The sequence below is a fragment of the Allomuricauda sp. MMSF_3307 genome (assembly GCF_030733585.1).
In the GTDB taxonomy this organism is placed as follows: domain Bacteria; phylum Bacteroidota; class Bacteroidia; order Flavobacteriales; family Flavobacteriaceae; genus Flagellimonas.
The window spans coordinates 428632-443090 of sequence record NZ_JASHIQ010000001.1 but is presented as its reverse complement, the minus strand read 5'-3'; the positions used below and the strand labels follow the sequence as shown (position 1 = coordinate 443090).

16 protein-coding genes are annotated in these 14459 nt (G+C 44.3%); 8 read left to right on the top strand and 8 right to left on the bottom strand.

Translation table 11 applies throughout. The features are described 5' to 3' along the window. Positions 1-6 precede the first annotated feature (6 nt). The 3 genes from RBB12_RS01915 (at position 7) to RBB12_RS01905 (ending at position 2401) form a co-directional block, all read left to right on the top strand. Positions 7-759, top strand: a complete 753-nt coding sequence (locus RBB12_RS01915) for an SDR family NAD(P)-dependent oxidoreductase (RefSeq protein ID WP_306012578.1) — start codon at positions 7-9, stop codon at positions 757-759. A 44-nt stretch (positions 760-803) separates the two neighbouring features. Continuing rightward, a complete protein-coding gene (locus RBB12_RS01910) occupies positions 804-1187 on the top strand; it encodes a four helix bundle protein (protein WP_293280888.1) in 384 nt (127 codons plus the stop codon). Between the two features lie 77 nt (positions 1188-1264). After that, positions 1265-2401 carry an ATP-binding protein gene (locus RBB12_RS01905; protein WP_306012577.1) on the top strand — a complete coding sequence of 379 codons (1137 nt, stop codon included), beginning with the start codon at positions 1265-1267 and terminating at the stop codon, positions 2399-2401. On the opposite strand, the gene RBB12_RS01900 is transcribed toward RBB12_RS01905, so the two are convergent. Beyond that, positions 2398-4317: an amylosucrase gene (locus RBB12_RS01900; protein WP_306012576.1), complete on the bottom strand. Its 1920-nt coding sequence runs from the start codon at positions 4315-4317 to the stop codon at positions 2398-2400. The two genes, RBB12_RS01905 and RBB12_RS01900, sit on opposite strands and share 4 nt — an antisense overlap. Further along, positions 4318-5262 (bottom strand): carbohydrate kinase, encoded by a 945-nt coding sequence (locus RBB12_RS01895; protein WP_306012575.1) that lies wholly within the window; start codon positions 5260-5262, stop codon positions 4318-4320. Positions 5263-5413: 151 nt separating this feature from the next. Here RBB12_RS01895 and RBB12_RS01890 point away from each other — a divergent pair, with 151 nt between their 5' ends. Then, positions 5414-6139 (top strand): metallophosphoesterase family protein, encoded by a 726-nt coding sequence (locus RBB12_RS01890; protein ID WP_306012574.1) that lies wholly within the window; start codon positions 5414-5416, stop codon positions 6137-6139. A gap of 46 nt (positions 6140-6185) precedes the next feature. Further along, a complete protein-coding gene (locus tag RBB12_RS01885) occupies positions 6186-7181 on the top strand; it encodes an acyl-ACP desaturase (protein WP_306012573.1) in 996 nt (331 codons plus the stop codon). Positions 7182-7207: 26 nt separating this feature from the next. Here the strand turns inward: RBB12_RS01885 and RBB12_RS01880 are convergent, their stop codons facing one another. The 6 genes from RBB12_RS01880 to RBB12_RS01855 all read right to left on the bottom strand — a co-directional run bounded on the left by RBB12_RS01880 (position 7208) and on the right by RBB12_RS01855 (position 12005). Continuing rightward, the gene (locus tag RBB12_RS01880) at positions 7208-7768 is read right to left on the bottom strand and encodes a hypothetical protein (protein WP_306012572.1); all 561 of its coding nucleotides are present in this window, start codon (positions 7766-7768) and stop codon (positions 7208-7210) included. Positions 7769-8129: 361 nt separating this feature from the next. Continuing rightward, positions 8130-9683 (bottom strand): aldehyde dehydrogenase family protein, encoded by a 1554-nt coding sequence (locus tag RBB12_RS01875; protein WP_306012571.1) that lies wholly within the window; start codon positions 9681-9683, stop codon positions 8130-8132. Positions 9684-9753: 70 nt separating this feature from the next. Beyond that, positions 9754-10128, bottom strand: coding sequence for a DUF1304 domain-containing protein (locus RBB12_RS01870; RefSeq protein WP_306012570.1), 375 nt, complete (start codon positions 10126-10128; stop codon positions 9754-9756). Further along, positions 10125-10667: a 3-hydroxyanthranilate 3,4-dioxygenase gene (locus tag RBB12_RS01865; protein WP_293280874.1), complete on the bottom strand. Its 543-nt coding sequence runs from the start codon at positions 10665-10667 to the stop codon at positions 10125-10127. The genes RBB12_RS01870 and RBB12_RS01865 overlap by 4 nt, the downstream gene beginning before the upstream one ends. Before the next feature lie 105 nt (positions 10668-10772). Continuing rightward, positions 10773-11285: a CAP domain-containing protein gene (locus tag RBB12_RS01860; RefSeq protein WP_306012569.1), complete on the bottom strand. Its 513-nt coding sequence runs from the start codon at positions 11283-11285 to the stop codon at positions 10773-10775. Between the two features lie 189 nt (positions 11286-11474). Beyond that, complete coding sequence (locus tag RBB12_RS01855; RefSeq protein ID WP_306012568.1) at positions 11475-12005, bottom strand: CvpA family protein; 531 nt, start codon at positions 12003-12005, stop codon at positions 11475-11477. Positions 12006-12065: 60 nt separating this feature from the next. On the opposite strand from RBB12_RS01855, the gene RBB12_RS01850 reads away from it, so the two are divergent. The 3 genes from RBB12_RS01850 to RBB12_RS01840 are packed head-to-tail and all read left to right on the top strand — an operon-like array spanning position 12066 to position 14413. Continuing rightward, positions 12066-12422 (top strand): hypothetical protein, encoded by a 357-nt coding sequence (locus RBB12_RS01850; protein ID WP_306012567.1) that lies wholly within the window; start codon positions 12066-12068, stop codon positions 12420-12422. Next, positions 12423-12740 (top strand): antibiotic biosynthesis monooxygenase, encoded by a 318-nt coding sequence (locus RBB12_RS01845; protein ID WP_306012566.1) that lies wholly within the window; start codon positions 12423-12425, stop codon positions 12738-12740. It abuts the gene before it with no gap. Further along, positions 12737-14413 carry a glycerol-3-phosphate dehydrogenase/oxidase gene (locus RBB12_RS01840; protein WP_306012565.1) on the top strand — a complete coding sequence of 559 codons (1677 nt, stop codon included), beginning with the start codon at positions 12737-12739 and terminating at the stop codon, positions 14411-14413. The genes RBB12_RS01845 and RBB12_RS01840 overlap by 4 nt, the downstream gene beginning before the upstream one ends. The last annotated feature ends 46 nt before the right edge of the window (positions 14414-14459 follow it).

Here is a 14459-nt window from a genome sequence, read left to right as displayed (position 1 = left end):
AATGCAATGGCAACAACAGCGTTAATTACAGGAGCAACAAGTGGAATTGGAAAGGCAACTGCCGAACTTTTTGCAAAGCAAGGTTTCAATCTGATTCTTTGTGGCCGCAGGGAAGATCGTTTGAACCAACTCAAGAACGAATTGGGTAGAGATACATCCATTTTCACGCTCAATTTTGATGTGAGAAATCGTGAGGATGTATTCTCCGCCATCGACAGTTTGCCCAAGGAATTTTCAGAAATCGATATTTTGGTCAACAACGCGGGAAACGCACATGGTTTGGACCCTATTGATAAGGGCAGCCCAGATGATTGGGATGCCATGCTGGACATCAATGTGAAGGGATTGCTGTATATGTCCAAGGCTATTATTCCTAAAATGGTGGAGCGCAAATCAGGGCACATCATCAATATTGGTTCCACTGCGGGAAAGGAAGTGTATCCGAATGGAAACGTGTATTGCGCCAGCAAACATGCCGTGGACGCCATCAACCAAGGAATGCGTATCGATTTAAATGCCTATGGCATTCGGGTCGGGGCCGTAAATCCAGGATTGGTAGAAACAGAATTCAGTGATGTCCGGTTCAAAGGAGATTCCGAAAGGGCTTCGAAAGTATATCAAGGCTTTCAGCCCTTGAAACCAGAGGATATTGCCGATATTATCTTGTTTGTAGTCACCCGGCCTTATCATGTGAATATCGCCGACCTTGTGGTGATGCCTACCGCCCAAGCCAGCAGCACGATTGTGAAGAAAACATAAGTTGCGGGATCGGTGTTTCGAGTTTAACGTCTGAAACTAACAGAATGAACAATTTTGAAAACTTGGAAATATGGAAATTGGCGAGGGAGATTTGCAACGATGTCTGGTATTTCATGCAAAACACTTCCTTAAGGGAGGACTATAGCCTAAAAAATCAAATGAATGCGTCTTCGGGTTCGATAATGGACAATATCGCCGAAGGATTTGAAAGAAATGGGAATAAGGAGTTTTTACAGTTTTTGAGTGTTGCAAAGGCATCCTGCGGTGAGCTTAGGTCACAGTTGCACAGATGTTTGGATAGGAAACATATTGAGAAGGAAGAATTTGACCGTGTTTTTTCAAAGACCATCATGGAAGGCAAAAAAATAGGGGCATTTATGGCATATCTCAAGAAATCCGAAAGAAAAGGGTCTAAGTATGATCAGTAAATCTTTCTTGGAAGAATCTCTCGTAACGCAAAACTCGCATCCCGCAGCCTACAATCTGTAACCCGAATCCGTATGTCATGATCAACAAACGCCTACTCGTAAAAAACTTATTAGCCCATAACGACGAGAATAGTTTTTACGACAAAAAGCGTTTTATATCCATAGGGGAAAAGGAAGGCAAGGCCAAATTTTTAAAGCACGTTTGCGCCTTAGCCAACAGCAACCCCAAAAACAATTCGTTTATCGTAATCGGAGTCGAGGATGAGGACAACAAGATCGTGGGCGTAGATTTTTTTGATGATAGCAAAATCCAGAATCTCGTGAACGCCTATCTGGATAACCCTCCCTTGATTTCTTATGAGAATATCCCATTTCCTCATTTGCCCGAAGGGAAGGTGGTAGGTTTGGTCACCATCAGGTCCAACGGGAAACTATGTGCGCTGCGCAAAAATATCTGGAAGTATTATGGGGGTGCCGTGTTCTTTCGTGAAGGCAGTATTAGCTTGCCCAAAGCTTTTGACATTGAGCTGAAGGACATCAATTCCGAAAAGGTGGCTACCATTGAACAACATGCACGGAACAATATCGAGTACACCTTGGATGCGGTGCTCAACTTTTTCAATACCCGTCACCCCGATTTAACCAGCGATTACAAGGTTTTCAAGGAGCAATTCGTGGTCTGCTGGGCAGGTAACAAGAAAAAGGTGAAGGGTAAGGTGTACTATTCCAGGGTAGATATTGAATTGATCAACGAGCAGGTGAAGCTCTTCTACTCCGCTCTGGATGAAATCACCATCGATTATGATGACGATTCCTTCAAAACCTTGGAATACGTGCAATTGGGATTGGGTTCACAACAAAAATATTATCCGTTGGAAGAAATGACGATTACCTTTTCGGACAATGGAAAGTATACCATCAACAGCAAATTGGTTTTTGAGCCGCCACAGTTCGATAAGAAAACCTTGTATCACGTTTACAATACAAACAATGCGTTGCTCAAAAAACTGGAAAACCATATTCCGTTGACCGATTCGGAGCATACCGACATCACCCATCTACCTGCTACGTATCTTATTTGTTATTTGAACGGGTTTGAAGAAGCGAAGGACAAAATGGAAAGTTCCCGCGCCTTACTGAAGGCCTATGACACTCATGTGTATCAATCCCTGAAGGAATCTCAACGGATTCTAAGAAAGGTGAGGTACGCTTAGGATTTCATCAGCCAAATCATCTGATAGGGCATCACTTCCAAGAGCGCGCTGTTCAAACGTACCTTTTCACCGGACACCAAATCCATGGGATCCCCTTGACTGAAATAGCCCAATTTTTTGATCCAACTGCTATCGATGACCTGAGGGTTTTCATCAAAATTGCAAAGTACGAGCAGTCCCTTATAGCCTTGCGTTCTTTCAAAGGAAAAAATATGGTCGTTACCCGTATGACACAGTTCCAAATTGTTGTTATCCGCAAAAACCCCATGCTCCTTTCGTATTTGGATAAGGTGCTGCAGCGCACGGAAAATCTTGGATTGCGGCGAGTCCAGTTTGTCCAGTTGTGAGATGACCTCCCAGTCCTGCATGGGGCGGTTCACCCAGCGACTATCGCCTTTTTTGGCGTCGTCGGTTTGAAAGGAGTAATCGTTCAAGGTGCCAATTTCGTCACCGGCATAGATCAAGGGGATTCCTCCAAAAGCCAAGGTAATCCCGTGCAGCATGATGATCTTGTCAACGGCCTCTTTAATGAGCTCTTCATCTTTGGTTTGGATGCCCTTCTCCAGTCCTAGGAGGGAAGCCGCACTCCCTGTGATACGGCCGTCGCCAGTTTTGGGATTGTACATGAACAACATCCCCATGGCGGGCGACCAATCCAATCTGCGGCAATAATAATCCAACAAGAATTTTCGGTGCATATTGGGATTCCATCCCAGTTCTTCAATGAGGTGGTTTTCGTACCCCAATCCAATATCATCGTGGCAGCGGATGTAGTTGATCCAAGTACCATCTTTGGGTTTTGACGGAACGTGCATCAAACTTTTGTAGAGCAACGAGGTTTTTTTGGTGGCAATGGAATTCCATAAGAGTGCCATCAACGAAGCATTATAGGCAATTTCACATTCGTTGCCCTGTTTTTCATCTTCCCCGAAGTATTTGATAATGTTCGTAGGAGCTACAATCGCTTCAGCTAATAGAATAGAACCTGGAGCCACCACTTGAAGGCACATTCGGAACAAGGAAATCAAATTATGTGCCTCGGGAAGGTTTTGGGAGATGGTTCCGATTTTTTTCCAGAGAAAGGCGAGTGCATCAAAACGGACCACATCCACGCCCATATCGGTCAGTTTCACCAAATTGGTCAACATTTCTAAGAACACCTCCGGATTGGTGTAGTTAAGGTCCCATTGATAACTGTTGAACACCGTCATCACCCATTTTTCCATTTCGGGGATATAGGTAAAATTGCCCGGCGAGGTTTCGGGAAATACCTCTGGCAAGGTTTTTTCAAATTCGGCAGGGATGGTAAAATCCTCGTAAGTGTAATAGTAGCCTTGGTACTTTTTGTCTCCCTTTTTCGCTTTTTTGGCCCAGGAAAACTCATTGGAGGTATGGTTGACCACAAAATCCAGCATCAAATACATACCGTTTTTTCGAAATGCAGTGGTCAGTTCCAGGAGGTCTTCCTTGGAACCGTATTTTGGGTCCACTTCCAGATAATTGTTCACCGCATAGCCACCATCGCTTTCGCGCTTTGGGCGGGTAGTGATGGGCATCAGGTGCACAAAATTGACTCCCAAGGATTTGAAATAGGGTATTTTTTGCTGTAATCCCTTCAAGTCCTTATTGAAATGCTCCACATACAACTGCATGCCCATGAGCTTTTCGGATTGGTACCAGTTTCCCGATTTTAATCGGGCGATATCCTGTGATTTCAAGACCTCGGGCCTTTCCAAAAATAATTTGGGGAGCAGTTTCAGCAACTTTTGAAAATGGGGTGCGTAGCGTTCTTCCGGATATAAGGAAAAAAACTGCTTTTGAATCAAGGTGAGGTTGGTGGCCAAGCGTTGATCAAAAAGCTCTTGGCTGCTCTTCCCTTTGTGAGGGAGCAATCGGTGTAATTGGGCCTGGTTCATTTATGCTTCAAGCTGGTCTTTGGTGGGTAGGGCTACAATGGCCCCGTAGTTTGTGGTGGTGATGGCCCCAGCTTTATTGGCTTTGGCCACCATATTTTCCAACAGTTCAAAATCTTCGAAAACGGGCTCAAAATTGCCCAAATCAGAAATTTGATACAATAGGCACCCAATAAAGGCATCACCGGCACCAGTGGTATCTACGGGGGTGACCTTAATACTTGGGATTACTTTTTTGGTTCCATTGGTGCTTAGGAGTGTGCCATCTTTTCCCATGGTGACTGTAATGATTTTGGCCCCTACCTTATGAAGGGCATCACAAGCGTCATGGACATCATCTTTTCCGGAAAGTAGTTGAGCTTCTTCCAAACTGAACTTGCACAGATGTGATTTTTCCACAAAGGGCATGCATTTTTTAATAAAGGTTTCCGTGTCATCCTTCCATAAATCTGTTCTGTAATTGGGGTCAAAACAGATGAACATTTCCTTGGTGAGCCCATCAAACAAGTATTTGGTATAGGTTTTTTCCAAAGGTCCCCCCAAAAGAGCGGTTGCTGCTCCCAAGTGGAGAATGTTACCCGGGAGGTTTTTTCTAAGGTCTGGATTGTAGCTGAGTTCTTGGTCTGCACCCCGACTGAACACAAAATCGCGCTCGCCGTCTTCCGAAAGGGAAACAAAGGCAAGTGTGGTAAAGGTTTCGGAAAGCTGGGCCAATGAAATGTCGACGCCTTCGTTTTTTAAGGTATCCAAAAGGAATTTCCCAAAAGGGTCGTTTCCAACACTACCTATAAAAATGCCGTTTCCGCCAAGTTTGGCGATGGCACAGGCTACGTTGGCAGGTGCTCCGCCCGCTTTTTTGGTAAATTGGGTGGCTTTGGAGAGATCGCTCCCTTGCTTTTCGGCAACAAAATCGATCAACAGTTCGCCAATACAGTATACTTTCTTCATAGTACTTCGGAATATTCTAAGGTACATAGAAAATAATACCACGTCCAAAAATCAGTTAGGTTTATTTGAATTATGGGTTAAATCCGTGATAAAGCCGGTATGATTTTTTAGCAGCCAATCATTTGTGTGTAATATTGTCAAAAACTTTTCTATGCGGACATTGGTAGTGGGCGACATTCATTCAGGAGTAAGGGCTTTGGAACAATTGATGGACAAAGCGAGGGTGTCGACCGAGGACCATATCATTTTTCTGGGCGATTATGTGGATGGATGGAGCACCGCCGTGGAAACCATTGATTTTTTGATCCAACTCAAAGATCAGTATAATTGTACTTTTATTCGCGGTAACCATGATGAACTCTGTAAGGCCTGGCTTATTGAGCAGAAGGAAAATCCACAATGGTTGGCCCATGGTGGCGAAGCCACGCGGCAATCGTATTTGAATGCAGATAAGGATACGTGGAGAGTGCACCTTGATTTTTATGAGGAGCTTCAAAACTACCATCTTGCAGCCGACAATCGACTGTACCTGCATGCGGGCTACACAAATCTCAAGGGGATAGACTACGAATATTTTGAGCAGTCCTTTTATTGGGACCGCACTCTTTGGGAGCTTGCCACGGCCCTCGACCCTGAATTGGAAACCACAGACCCTAAATTTCCTAAAAGGCTTACGCATTACACCGAAGTTTTTATTGGGCATACCCCTTTGTCCAAAACTGGTTTTGTGGAACCGACCAAAAGGGCCAATGTTTGGAATGTGGACACGGGTGCTGCGTTCAAGGGTGGCCTAACCATGTTGGACGTGGAGACCAAGGAATTTTGGCAAAGCGATCCCGTGCACACATTCTATCCCGGAGAAAGAGGAAGGAATTAAAAAGATTTCGATATTTTATAAAGACCTTTGTAAAAAACCCCGTACTATGTCGATAAAGAATGTAAGATTGGAAGTAATGCAGGCGATTGAACCCAAAGTAGAAGGGTATATCGATGAATTTCTTATCCCAACCGAAAAAATATGGCAACCCGCCGATTTCTTGCCCGATTCGCGAAGTGATCACTTTTATGATGACATCGAAAAAATTCGTGGAGAAGCAAAAGAGCTTGGATACGATTTCTGGGTGACCTTGGTTGCAGACACCATTACTGAAGAGGCCCTACCTACCTACGAATCTTGGTTGATGGATGTGGAAGGTATTGACCAGCATAACGGCAAGGATAATGGTTGGAGCAAGTGGGTGCGCGCTTGGACTGCCGAGGAAAACCGTCACGGCGATGTATTGAACAAATACCTATATCTGTCGGGACGCGTGAACATGCGCGAAATTGAAATCACAACGCAACATTTGATATCCGATGGGTTCGATATTGGAACCGATAGGGATCCCTACAAAAACTTTGTGTACACCACCTTCCAGGAATTGGCAACCAACATTTCGCACAAAAGAGTGGGCAAAATGGCCAAAAAGAAAGGAAATGGTCTTTTGGCAAAAATGTGCACGATTATAGCCGGTGATGAAATGAGGCACCATTTGGCATACCGTGAATTTGTAAAGACCATTATGGGCCAAGACCCAGATGGAATGGTACTTGCCTTTGCTGATATGATGAAGAAGAAAATTGTGATGCCCGCTCATTTTCTAAGGGAATCCGGTGGAAGTATTGGAGAGGCCTTTGAACAATTTTCCAATTGTGCCCAACGATTGGGAGTGTATACTGCCCAGGATTATATCGATATTTTGAAAAAACTGAACGATTACTGGGATATCGGGAATTTAAGGGGACTTTCCGACCAAGCGGAAAAGGCAAGGGTGTACCTGATGAAGTTGCCTGAGCGATTACAACGAATTTCGGAGCGCATGCAATTCTCGCAAGAACAGTACACATTTAAATGGGTGGAAGCGAACGGGATGATGTAGAAAGACCAGTTGGTCTAGGGGCTGGATCAATATTTTCCAGCGCGATGTTTTTCCTGCCATTCAAATAGTTGTTCCCAATGACCTTCGTAGGCCATCTTGGCCTGCATGGGCCATGAAGCAGGGTCGTGAATGCGGTAGCGTTTACCACCCGAATCCAATACTTCCTGGCACTTGTCGGCAGAGATTTCGGCCAAATCCTTCCAAGTGGTAATATTGAAATTATGGAACAGTCCCTCGATTTTGGGCCCAATCCCTTCGATAAGCTTTAAATCGTTTTCCTTTATGGTTTTTCCAAACGCAGCTTTGGCCTCAAGGGGATTAAACGTGAAGTCGCTCTTTGCGGTTTGTGCAATGTCCTTAAGTTGGATTTCCTTGGTTTGAATCGTGTGCGAATCCAGCCTTTTCCGGCAGATGTCCAAATCCGACTTTAGCTTGGCATTCTCAATTTCAAGCGCGTTCAACGCTAATGATTTCTCCATTTTTCGGGGAGTATCGGATTTGCCAAAGAAGTATCCTAGGATACCTGCAATGATTCCCGTAAATACCAAGATGACCCAATACCAAATAGTTGAACTTTCCCAATCCATAGGCAAACAAATAAGTGACAAAAAACCGCTCTTTAAAATAGCACAAAAATCTTAAATCCGCTACGGAATTGCCTCAAATTCAACAAGACAACAAAAAATAAACGAAGTTGTAGGAAAAATCCAAGGCAAGAAACAAAATAAATGGTACCAACCATACACTTTTTGCGACCACTGATACGATACCTCTTAAATTCCTAAGGAAAATTATAGAAATTTGAGTGGACAATAAGTTTAAGAACCCTGTTTCTCCCGACAATGATCCGGCATTGAAATAGGGTTTTAAAGTTAAGTTTGAGTTAGTTAAGTTGGTTTTAAAGACTGCCCATTTCGTGTTACTTACAAAATGGGCGGCTTTTTATGTTTATAGGTCAAACTTGATTCCCTGCGCCAATGGTAGTTCGGTAGTGTAATTGATGGTGTTTGTCTGCCTTCTCATGTAGATTTTCCAAGCATCGGAACCGCTTTCACGGCCTCCTCCGGTTTCTTTTTCCCCACCAAAGGCTCCACCGATTTCAGCACCTGAGGTACCAATATTTACATTGGCAATGCCACAATCAGACCCTTCTACGGAAAGGAAACGTTCGGCTTCCCTTAAATTGTTCGTCATAATGGCAGAAGAAAGTCCTTGTCTTACCCCATTTTGCATATCCAGTGCATTTTGAAGGTCACCACTGTACTTCATGATGTACAATACGGGCCCGAAGGTTTCATGCTGTACAATCTCGAAGTGGTTTTCTGCTTCCGCAATCGCTGGTTTCACGTAACAGCCACTTTCATAGCCTTCGCCTTCAAGCACACCGCCTTCGACCAAAATAGTTCCGCCTTCGGCTTTTACCTTTTCCAAAGCGTTCAAATAATTGTTTACCGCGTCTTTATCGATGAGCGGTCCCACGTGGTTGTTCTCATCGAGGGGATTTCCAATGCGTATTTGCTTGTAGGCGTCCACAATGGCATTTTTCACCTTATCGTAAACGTCTTCGTGTACAATCAACCTACGGGTAGAAGTACAGCGCTGTCCACAGGTACCCACGGCTCCAAATACGGCACCGATAACGGTATTTTTGATGTTCGCATCAGGTGTAACAATGATGGCATTGTTACCACCAAGTTCCAATAATGTTTTGCCAAGACGTCCGGCTACTGTCTGCGCAACTATCTTTCCCATGCGTGTTGAACCGGTAGCGGAAATCAACGGGACCCTTTCGTCCTTGGTCATAAATTCTCCCACCTGATAATCTCCCGTAATCAAACAGGAAATACCTTCGGGCACCCCATTTTTGGTAAAGATGCGAGCGGCAATGTTCTGGCAGGCCACAGAGGTCATCGGTGTTTTTTCCGAACCTTTCCAAATACAGGCGTCCCCACATACCCAAGCCAAAGCAGTGTTCCAAGACCAAACGGCAACCGGAAAATTAAAGGCCGAAATGATACCTACCACGCCTAGGGGGTGGTATTGCTCGTACATCCGGTGTCCTGGACGCTCACTGTGCATGGTTAGGCCGTGCAATTGACGTGAAAGTCCCACGGCAAAATCGCAGATGTCAATCATTTCCTGTACCTCGCCAAGCCCTTCTTGGTAACTTTTGCCCATTTCATAGGAAACGAGTTTTCCCAACGGTTCTTTTAAGCGACGTAGCTCATCATTAAATTGTCGAACAACCTCGCCACGTTGAGGCGCAGGCATGGTTCGCCATTTTTTAAATCCTTCTTGGGCGGTGGTGATCACCTTTTCGTAATCTTCCTGAGTGGTGGCCTTTACCTTTCCGATAAGTGCTCCGTCAACAGGAGAATAGGATTCAATCACCTCCCCATTGGAAAACCATTTTTTTCCGGTAGAAGTACCATTATTTATTTCATTTAGCCCCAGTTCTTTCAGGGCTTCTTTGATTCCAAAAGCGGTTGCAATTTTTGACATTTATAACTTTTTACGAGTGAATTGTTATATTTTCACAATATTACGAATAATCTTGAAGAGAATAAACGGTTTACTGGAATAGGTGCACCAATAAAAGTGCTATTCCTACCAAAGCAGGGAGTGCCTGTACCGTAAATATTTTTTTTGAAGCGGTAGCCGCACCGTAGATTCCTGCTATGGCAACACATCCCAAAAAGAAGAGGGCTACATACACTTGCCAAGCTCCATCTTTTATCAACAAAGACCAGATAAGTCCTGCAGCCAAAAAACCATTGTACAGCCCTTGGTTCGCCGCGAGTGTTTTTGTGGGCTCAAAAAGTTCTTCGGGAAAGCTGCGGAACACCTTTTTTGCCTTTGTGGTCCAAGCAAACATTTCCAGCCATAAAAAGTATAGGTGGAGCAAAGCCACAATCCCAATGATGATTTTTGCTATAAGGAGAATCATTCTTCTTTGGCTACAAATCGTTCATCAACGGGCATTACGGTACCACATTTGTTGCAGGTGCGCAGTTCTTCCGAACCGTAAAAGTGCTTAAAATGACCTAAGAAATCCTTTTCAATGTCATGTAGTTTAAAATAAACCTCATGCAGTTTGTTGTTGCAGTTATCGCAAAACCAAAGCAGTCCATCTTCGGCATCGAGGTCCATGCGCTTGCGCTCCACGACCAAACCAATGGAGCCTTCCTTGCGAACGGGTGAATGTGGCACTTTGGCCGGATGGAGGTACATATCCCCGGGTCCCAGTTCCATGGTTCTTTTTTGTCCATCTTCTTGGATATGCACTTCGATCTGTCCTTCCAATTGATAAAAAAGTTCCTCCGTCTCGTTATAATGATAATCCTTTCGAGCATTGGGACCGGCGACCACCATCACAATGTAATCACCCGATTCTTTGTACAAATTTTTATTGCCCACCGGAGGTTTTAGGGTCTCACGGTTTTCCTCTACCCATTTGTTGAGATTAAAAGGTGCCTTTATTGCCATGTTCAAAGATTTTATGAAAGGTAAAAAAATCTCTCGTGGCAACATAGCAATTCAAAAAAAAGACCCACCATAGGCGGGTCTTGCTGTGAGTTATACGGGGTTACATTAGTCTATCTTTATAAAAATCTGGGTATAGTAAGGTCTTCCGTCCTTGTCCAACTGCACGCTAAGGGCAGTATGGGTAAAGTCCCCATCAAGAGCTTGCTTATGGGAGGCACTGGCCACCCATGCATCCATAGTTTTTTCTGCGGATGCGTAGAAACGGGCCACATTTTCTGAAATTTTTTGTGCATTGGTTTCCGCTGCGATGCTGGCGGCACGTTCTTCAAAATTATCGTGGCTCAAGCTGTTTTTGGAGATCATATAATTGTTGTGATCCTCAGCATATTTGTAAGCTGGTTCGCTTGTGATCAAGGCCTCCAAACCGATTGAATTTCGGTATTCGTTGACCAAATCCAGCAGTTCCTCTTCTGTTTTTACGGGATCTACAGAAACTTTATCGTTTCCAATACTGGCTTCGGTATACAATTGTTCCAATTCTTCTGTCGATGATTTGCTACAGCTTGCAAGTAGCAATACCAATCCTACGATCAGCAAAGTGCTCGTACATTTTTTCATTTCTCGGGGTCGTTTTCGGGAGTGTTCTAAATTCCCTAATGTTCTCGTTTGCTAAACTAAAGGAGACCCTGTCCGTTTCCATAAAATTTCCACATCAGGGTAGATTATCACGTTGAAATACAGGATACTGAAATAATGATGGTGCCGTGGTATGGGAAGATTATCAATTCATCGGGAAAAGCGTACCGTTCATATAATCTCCTCCCTAGCTTCGACTTCTTCTTTGGGGAGGGTTTCCTCGTCATCAAATACATAAGCGAACACCAAGGCTCCAATTTCCTTGATGGGTTCGTAGAAAACAGATTCTTGTTTGCTTTCTTCATTGATGAGTCCGAGAGGAGAAGAGAGTTTTTCAAAGAAAATCAGAAAGGCACCCAAGATAACGGCCACCTTTAAAGCTCCAAAAATACCCCCGGCGATTTTATTGAGCAATCCGAGCATGGCAAAATCGGCAATCTTGGTCAGGAATTTGCCTGCCAAGTTCACCACAATGATAATAGCAAAAAAGGTAATTAAGAACGCAGCGATTTTAAGGTATTGGTCGCTCCAATCAAATCGTTCAGCAAGATAATCGCCCGTGATGTACGAAAAATGGATGGCGCCATAAATTCCGGCAATGAGCGCCACCAAGGAGGCCAGCTCTACAAACAAGCCATTTTTCAGCCCTTTGTACAGGCCCCAAATCAAAAGAATTCCTATGATGATATCCAAAAAGCTCATGCGCGGGTTTTAACAAATATAGAATATTGATTTGTACCTTTGGTACTCATTGCAAAACACATGGCAAGAGACGAACAATTAAGGGAACGATGGGAGCTGTTGGTGCAAAAACTGTCGGCCCAATTTTCCGATGGTGATCCATTGGAACTGGATGGCATCATTTATTTGGTAGGCGTTCAGGAATTGGGAAATTTTCATCGTAAATTTAAAAAGGACGAAAAAGTCAATCTGATGCATATCGCCATCTGCAGGCTGTTGGAGCCTTATGGGTATTACGATTTTGACTTTTTTGATGACGATGGATGGCCACATTATAAAATCAAGGAACAACTCCCACCGCTGAAGGCCGGGGAGCAAACGGTTTTGATGAAGGAAGCCTTGGTAAATTATTTTTTGGAAAAGGAGTACATCAATTAAATGAATCCCCAAAAACCATATTACGCGGTGATTTTCACCAGCCTAAGAACTCCGGATGACGAAGGATATGCGCAAATGGCGGAAGAAATGGAAACCTTGGCACGAAAACAACCGGGTTTCTTGGATGTGGAAAGTGCTAGGGATGGTGTCGGAATCACCGTCAGTTATTGGGAGAGTTTGGAAGCGATTGCCAATTGGAAGGCCCAATTGGACCACAAACAAGCGCAAAAACAAGGCAGACAGCAATGGTATTCTTGGTATAAAGTCCGGGTGTGCCGTGTGGAACGGGAATACGAATTCAATACAATAGAATCATGAGCGAGAACATTGTTTTTTCAAACGTAAATCGAAAGGAACAGTTGCAAAAGGCGGCCCAAATGTCATACGACCTCGTGGTCGTGGGTGGGGGAATAACCGGTGCTGGAATTGCCCTGGACGCTTCTTCTCGCGGCATGAAGGTGTTGTTGTTGGAGAAAGGGGATTTCGCTTCGGGTACCAGTAGCAAATCCACCAAATTGATACACGGCGGGCTTCGCTATCTAAAACAATTCGATTTTTGGTTGGTAAAGGAAGTGGGTTCGGAACGTGCCATTGTGCACAAATTGGCCCCCCATTTGGTGCTGCCCGAAAAAATGTTGCTCCCGCTTATCGAAGGTGGGTCTTATGGAAAATGGTTGACCTCCATCGGTTTGAAGGTGTACGATATTTTGGCCCAGGTTTCTGGGGACGACAAACGGCAAATGCTGGAGAAGAAGGAAGCGCTAAAACTAGAGCCGCTGCTCCCCAAAAAAATCTTGAACGGTGCGGGCTATTATGCCGAATACCGCACTGATGATGCCCGGCTCACCATGGAAAATTTGAAAACCAGTCTTCAGTTTGGGGCACAGATGTTCAATTACGCCAAGGTCACCGATTTTATTTATAAAGATGAGCAAGTAGCTGGCGTAAAGTTCACGGATGAGGTTTTCGGGGATGAGTACAATGTATTCTCCAAATATGTCATCAACGCTGCTGGCCCCTGGGTGGATGAACTGCGCAGTGTAAACCAATCCAAAAAGGGAAAACAATTGCACCTGACAAAGGGGGTCCATTTGGTATTTCCAAAGGAAAAACTACCGGTAAAACAATCCGTTTATTTTGATATTCCCGACGGTAGGATGATGTTTGCCATCCCACGCGGTAAGGTCACCTACATTGGCACTACGGATACCAACTACAATGCCGACAAGAACCATGTAACCACCGAACTGGCCGATGCCATTTATTTGATTTCTGCCGTAAACAATATGTTTCCGGACATTGAATTGGAGTTGGACGACATTATTTCGTCATGGGCTGGGCTTCGTCCCTTGATTCACGAAGAAGGGAAATCCGCTTCAGAACTATCACGAAAAGATGAAATCTTTACTTCCGATAGTGGATTGGTCAGCATAGCGGGAGGTAAACTTACGGGGTACCGCAAAATGGCCGAACGTGTGGTGAACCGTATCGTCAAAAAAATGGAGGAAGATTACGAAACCGAATTGAAGGCTTGCACCACGGATAAGATTCCGCTTTGCGGAAACGACTTTAAAAAGTATAAGCACATAACCAAATACATTAATCAGGTCTTGGACGATCTCAAAGAAGATGGATTTGAATACTATCACGCTTGGTACTTGGTCACCACCTACGGCAAGCAAACCGAAGCTATTTTGGAGCGATACGCCAACATCAAAGGGAAAAAACCCAAAGAACGAATGATCAGGGCAGAGGCGCAGTTTGCCATGGCGCACGAAATGGCCCTAAACCCGCTGGACTTTTTTATTCGAAGAACGGGCCGACTGTATTTTGACATTGACAGCGTTCGAAAATACAAGGAGCCGGTGTTCGAGGAGTTCCAAAAAGCCTATAACTATTCTGCGCAAGACATGGAAGCCTTTTCCAAGGAATTGGATACCCAGTTGACCGAGCATTCGGATTTTTCGTTGGAGCGGGACCAAAACTTATAATTTTATATCTTTAAAATAGTTTTGTAAACGAAAACGCCTTTACTAA

What these genes read in the sequence shown, in the direction of transcription:
- RBB12_RS01875 (WP_306012571.1), bottom strand. Translation starts at nt 9,683, where the DNA reads ATGTCAAAAATTGCAACCGCTTTTGGAATCAAAGAAGCCCTGAAAGAA.
- RBB12_RS01900 (WP_306012576.1), bottom strand. Translation starts at nt 4,317, where the DNA reads ATGAACCAGGCCCAATTACACCGATTGCTCCCTCACAAAGGGAAGAGC.
- RBB12_RS01910 (WP_293280888.1), top strand. Translation starts at nt 804, where the DNA reads ATGAACAATTTTGAAAACTTGGAAATATGGAAATTGGCGAGGGAGATT.
- RBB12_RS01845 (WP_306012566.1), top strand. Translation starts at nt 12,423, where the DNA reads ATGAATCCCCAAAAACCATATTACGCGGTGATTTTCACCAGCCTAAGA.
- RBB12_RS01840 (WP_306012565.1), top strand. Translation starts at nt 12,737, where the DNA reads ATGAGCGAGAACATTGTTTTTTCAAACGTAAATCGAAAGGAACAGTTG.
- RBB12_RS01850 (WP_306012567.1), top strand. Translation starts at nt 12,066, where the DNA reads ATGGCAAGAGACGAACAATTAAGGGAACGATGGGAGCTGTTGGTGCAA.
- RBB12_RS01855 (WP_306012568.1), bottom strand. Translation starts at nt 12,005, where the DNA reads ATGAGCTTTTTGGATATCATCATAGGAATTCTTTTGATTTGGGGCCTG.
- RBB12_RS01865 (WP_293280874.1), bottom strand. Translation starts at nt 10,667, where the DNA reads ATGGCAATAAAGGCACCTTTTAATCTCAACAAATGGGTAGAGGAAAAC.
- RBB12_RS01915 (WP_306012578.1), top strand. Translation starts at nt 7, where the DNA reads ATGGCAACAACAGCGTTAATTACAGGAGCAACAAGTGGAATTGGAAAG.
- RBB12_RS01890 (WP_306012574.1), top strand. Translation starts at nt 5,414, where the DNA reads ATGCGGACATTGGTAGTGGGCGACATTCATTCAGGAGTAAGGGCTTTG.
- RBB12_RS01895 (WP_306012575.1), bottom strand. Translation starts at nt 5,262, where the DNA reads ATGAAGAAAGTATACTGTATTGGCGAACTGTTGATCGATTTTGTTGCC.
- RBB12_RS01880 (WP_306012572.1), bottom strand. Translation starts at nt 7,768, where the DNA reads ATGGATTGGGAAAGTTCAACTATTTGGTATTGGGTCATCTTGGTATTT.
- RBB12_RS01870 (WP_306012570.1), bottom strand. Translation starts at nt 10,128, where the DNA reads ATGATTCTCCTTATAGCAAAAATCATCATTGGGATTGTGGCTTTGCTC.
- RBB12_RS01860 (WP_306012569.1), bottom strand. Translation starts at nt 11,285, where the DNA reads ATGAAAAAATGTACGAGCACTTTGCTGATCGTAGGATTGGTATTGCTA.
- RBB12_RS01905 (WP_306012577.1), top strand. Translation starts at nt 1,265, where the DNA reads ATGATCAACAAACGCCTACTCGTAAAAAACTTATTAGCCCATAACGAC.
- RBB12_RS01885 (WP_306012573.1), top strand. Translation starts at nt 6,186, where the DNA reads ATGTCGATAAAGAATGTAAGATTGGAAGTAATGCAGGCGATTGAACCC.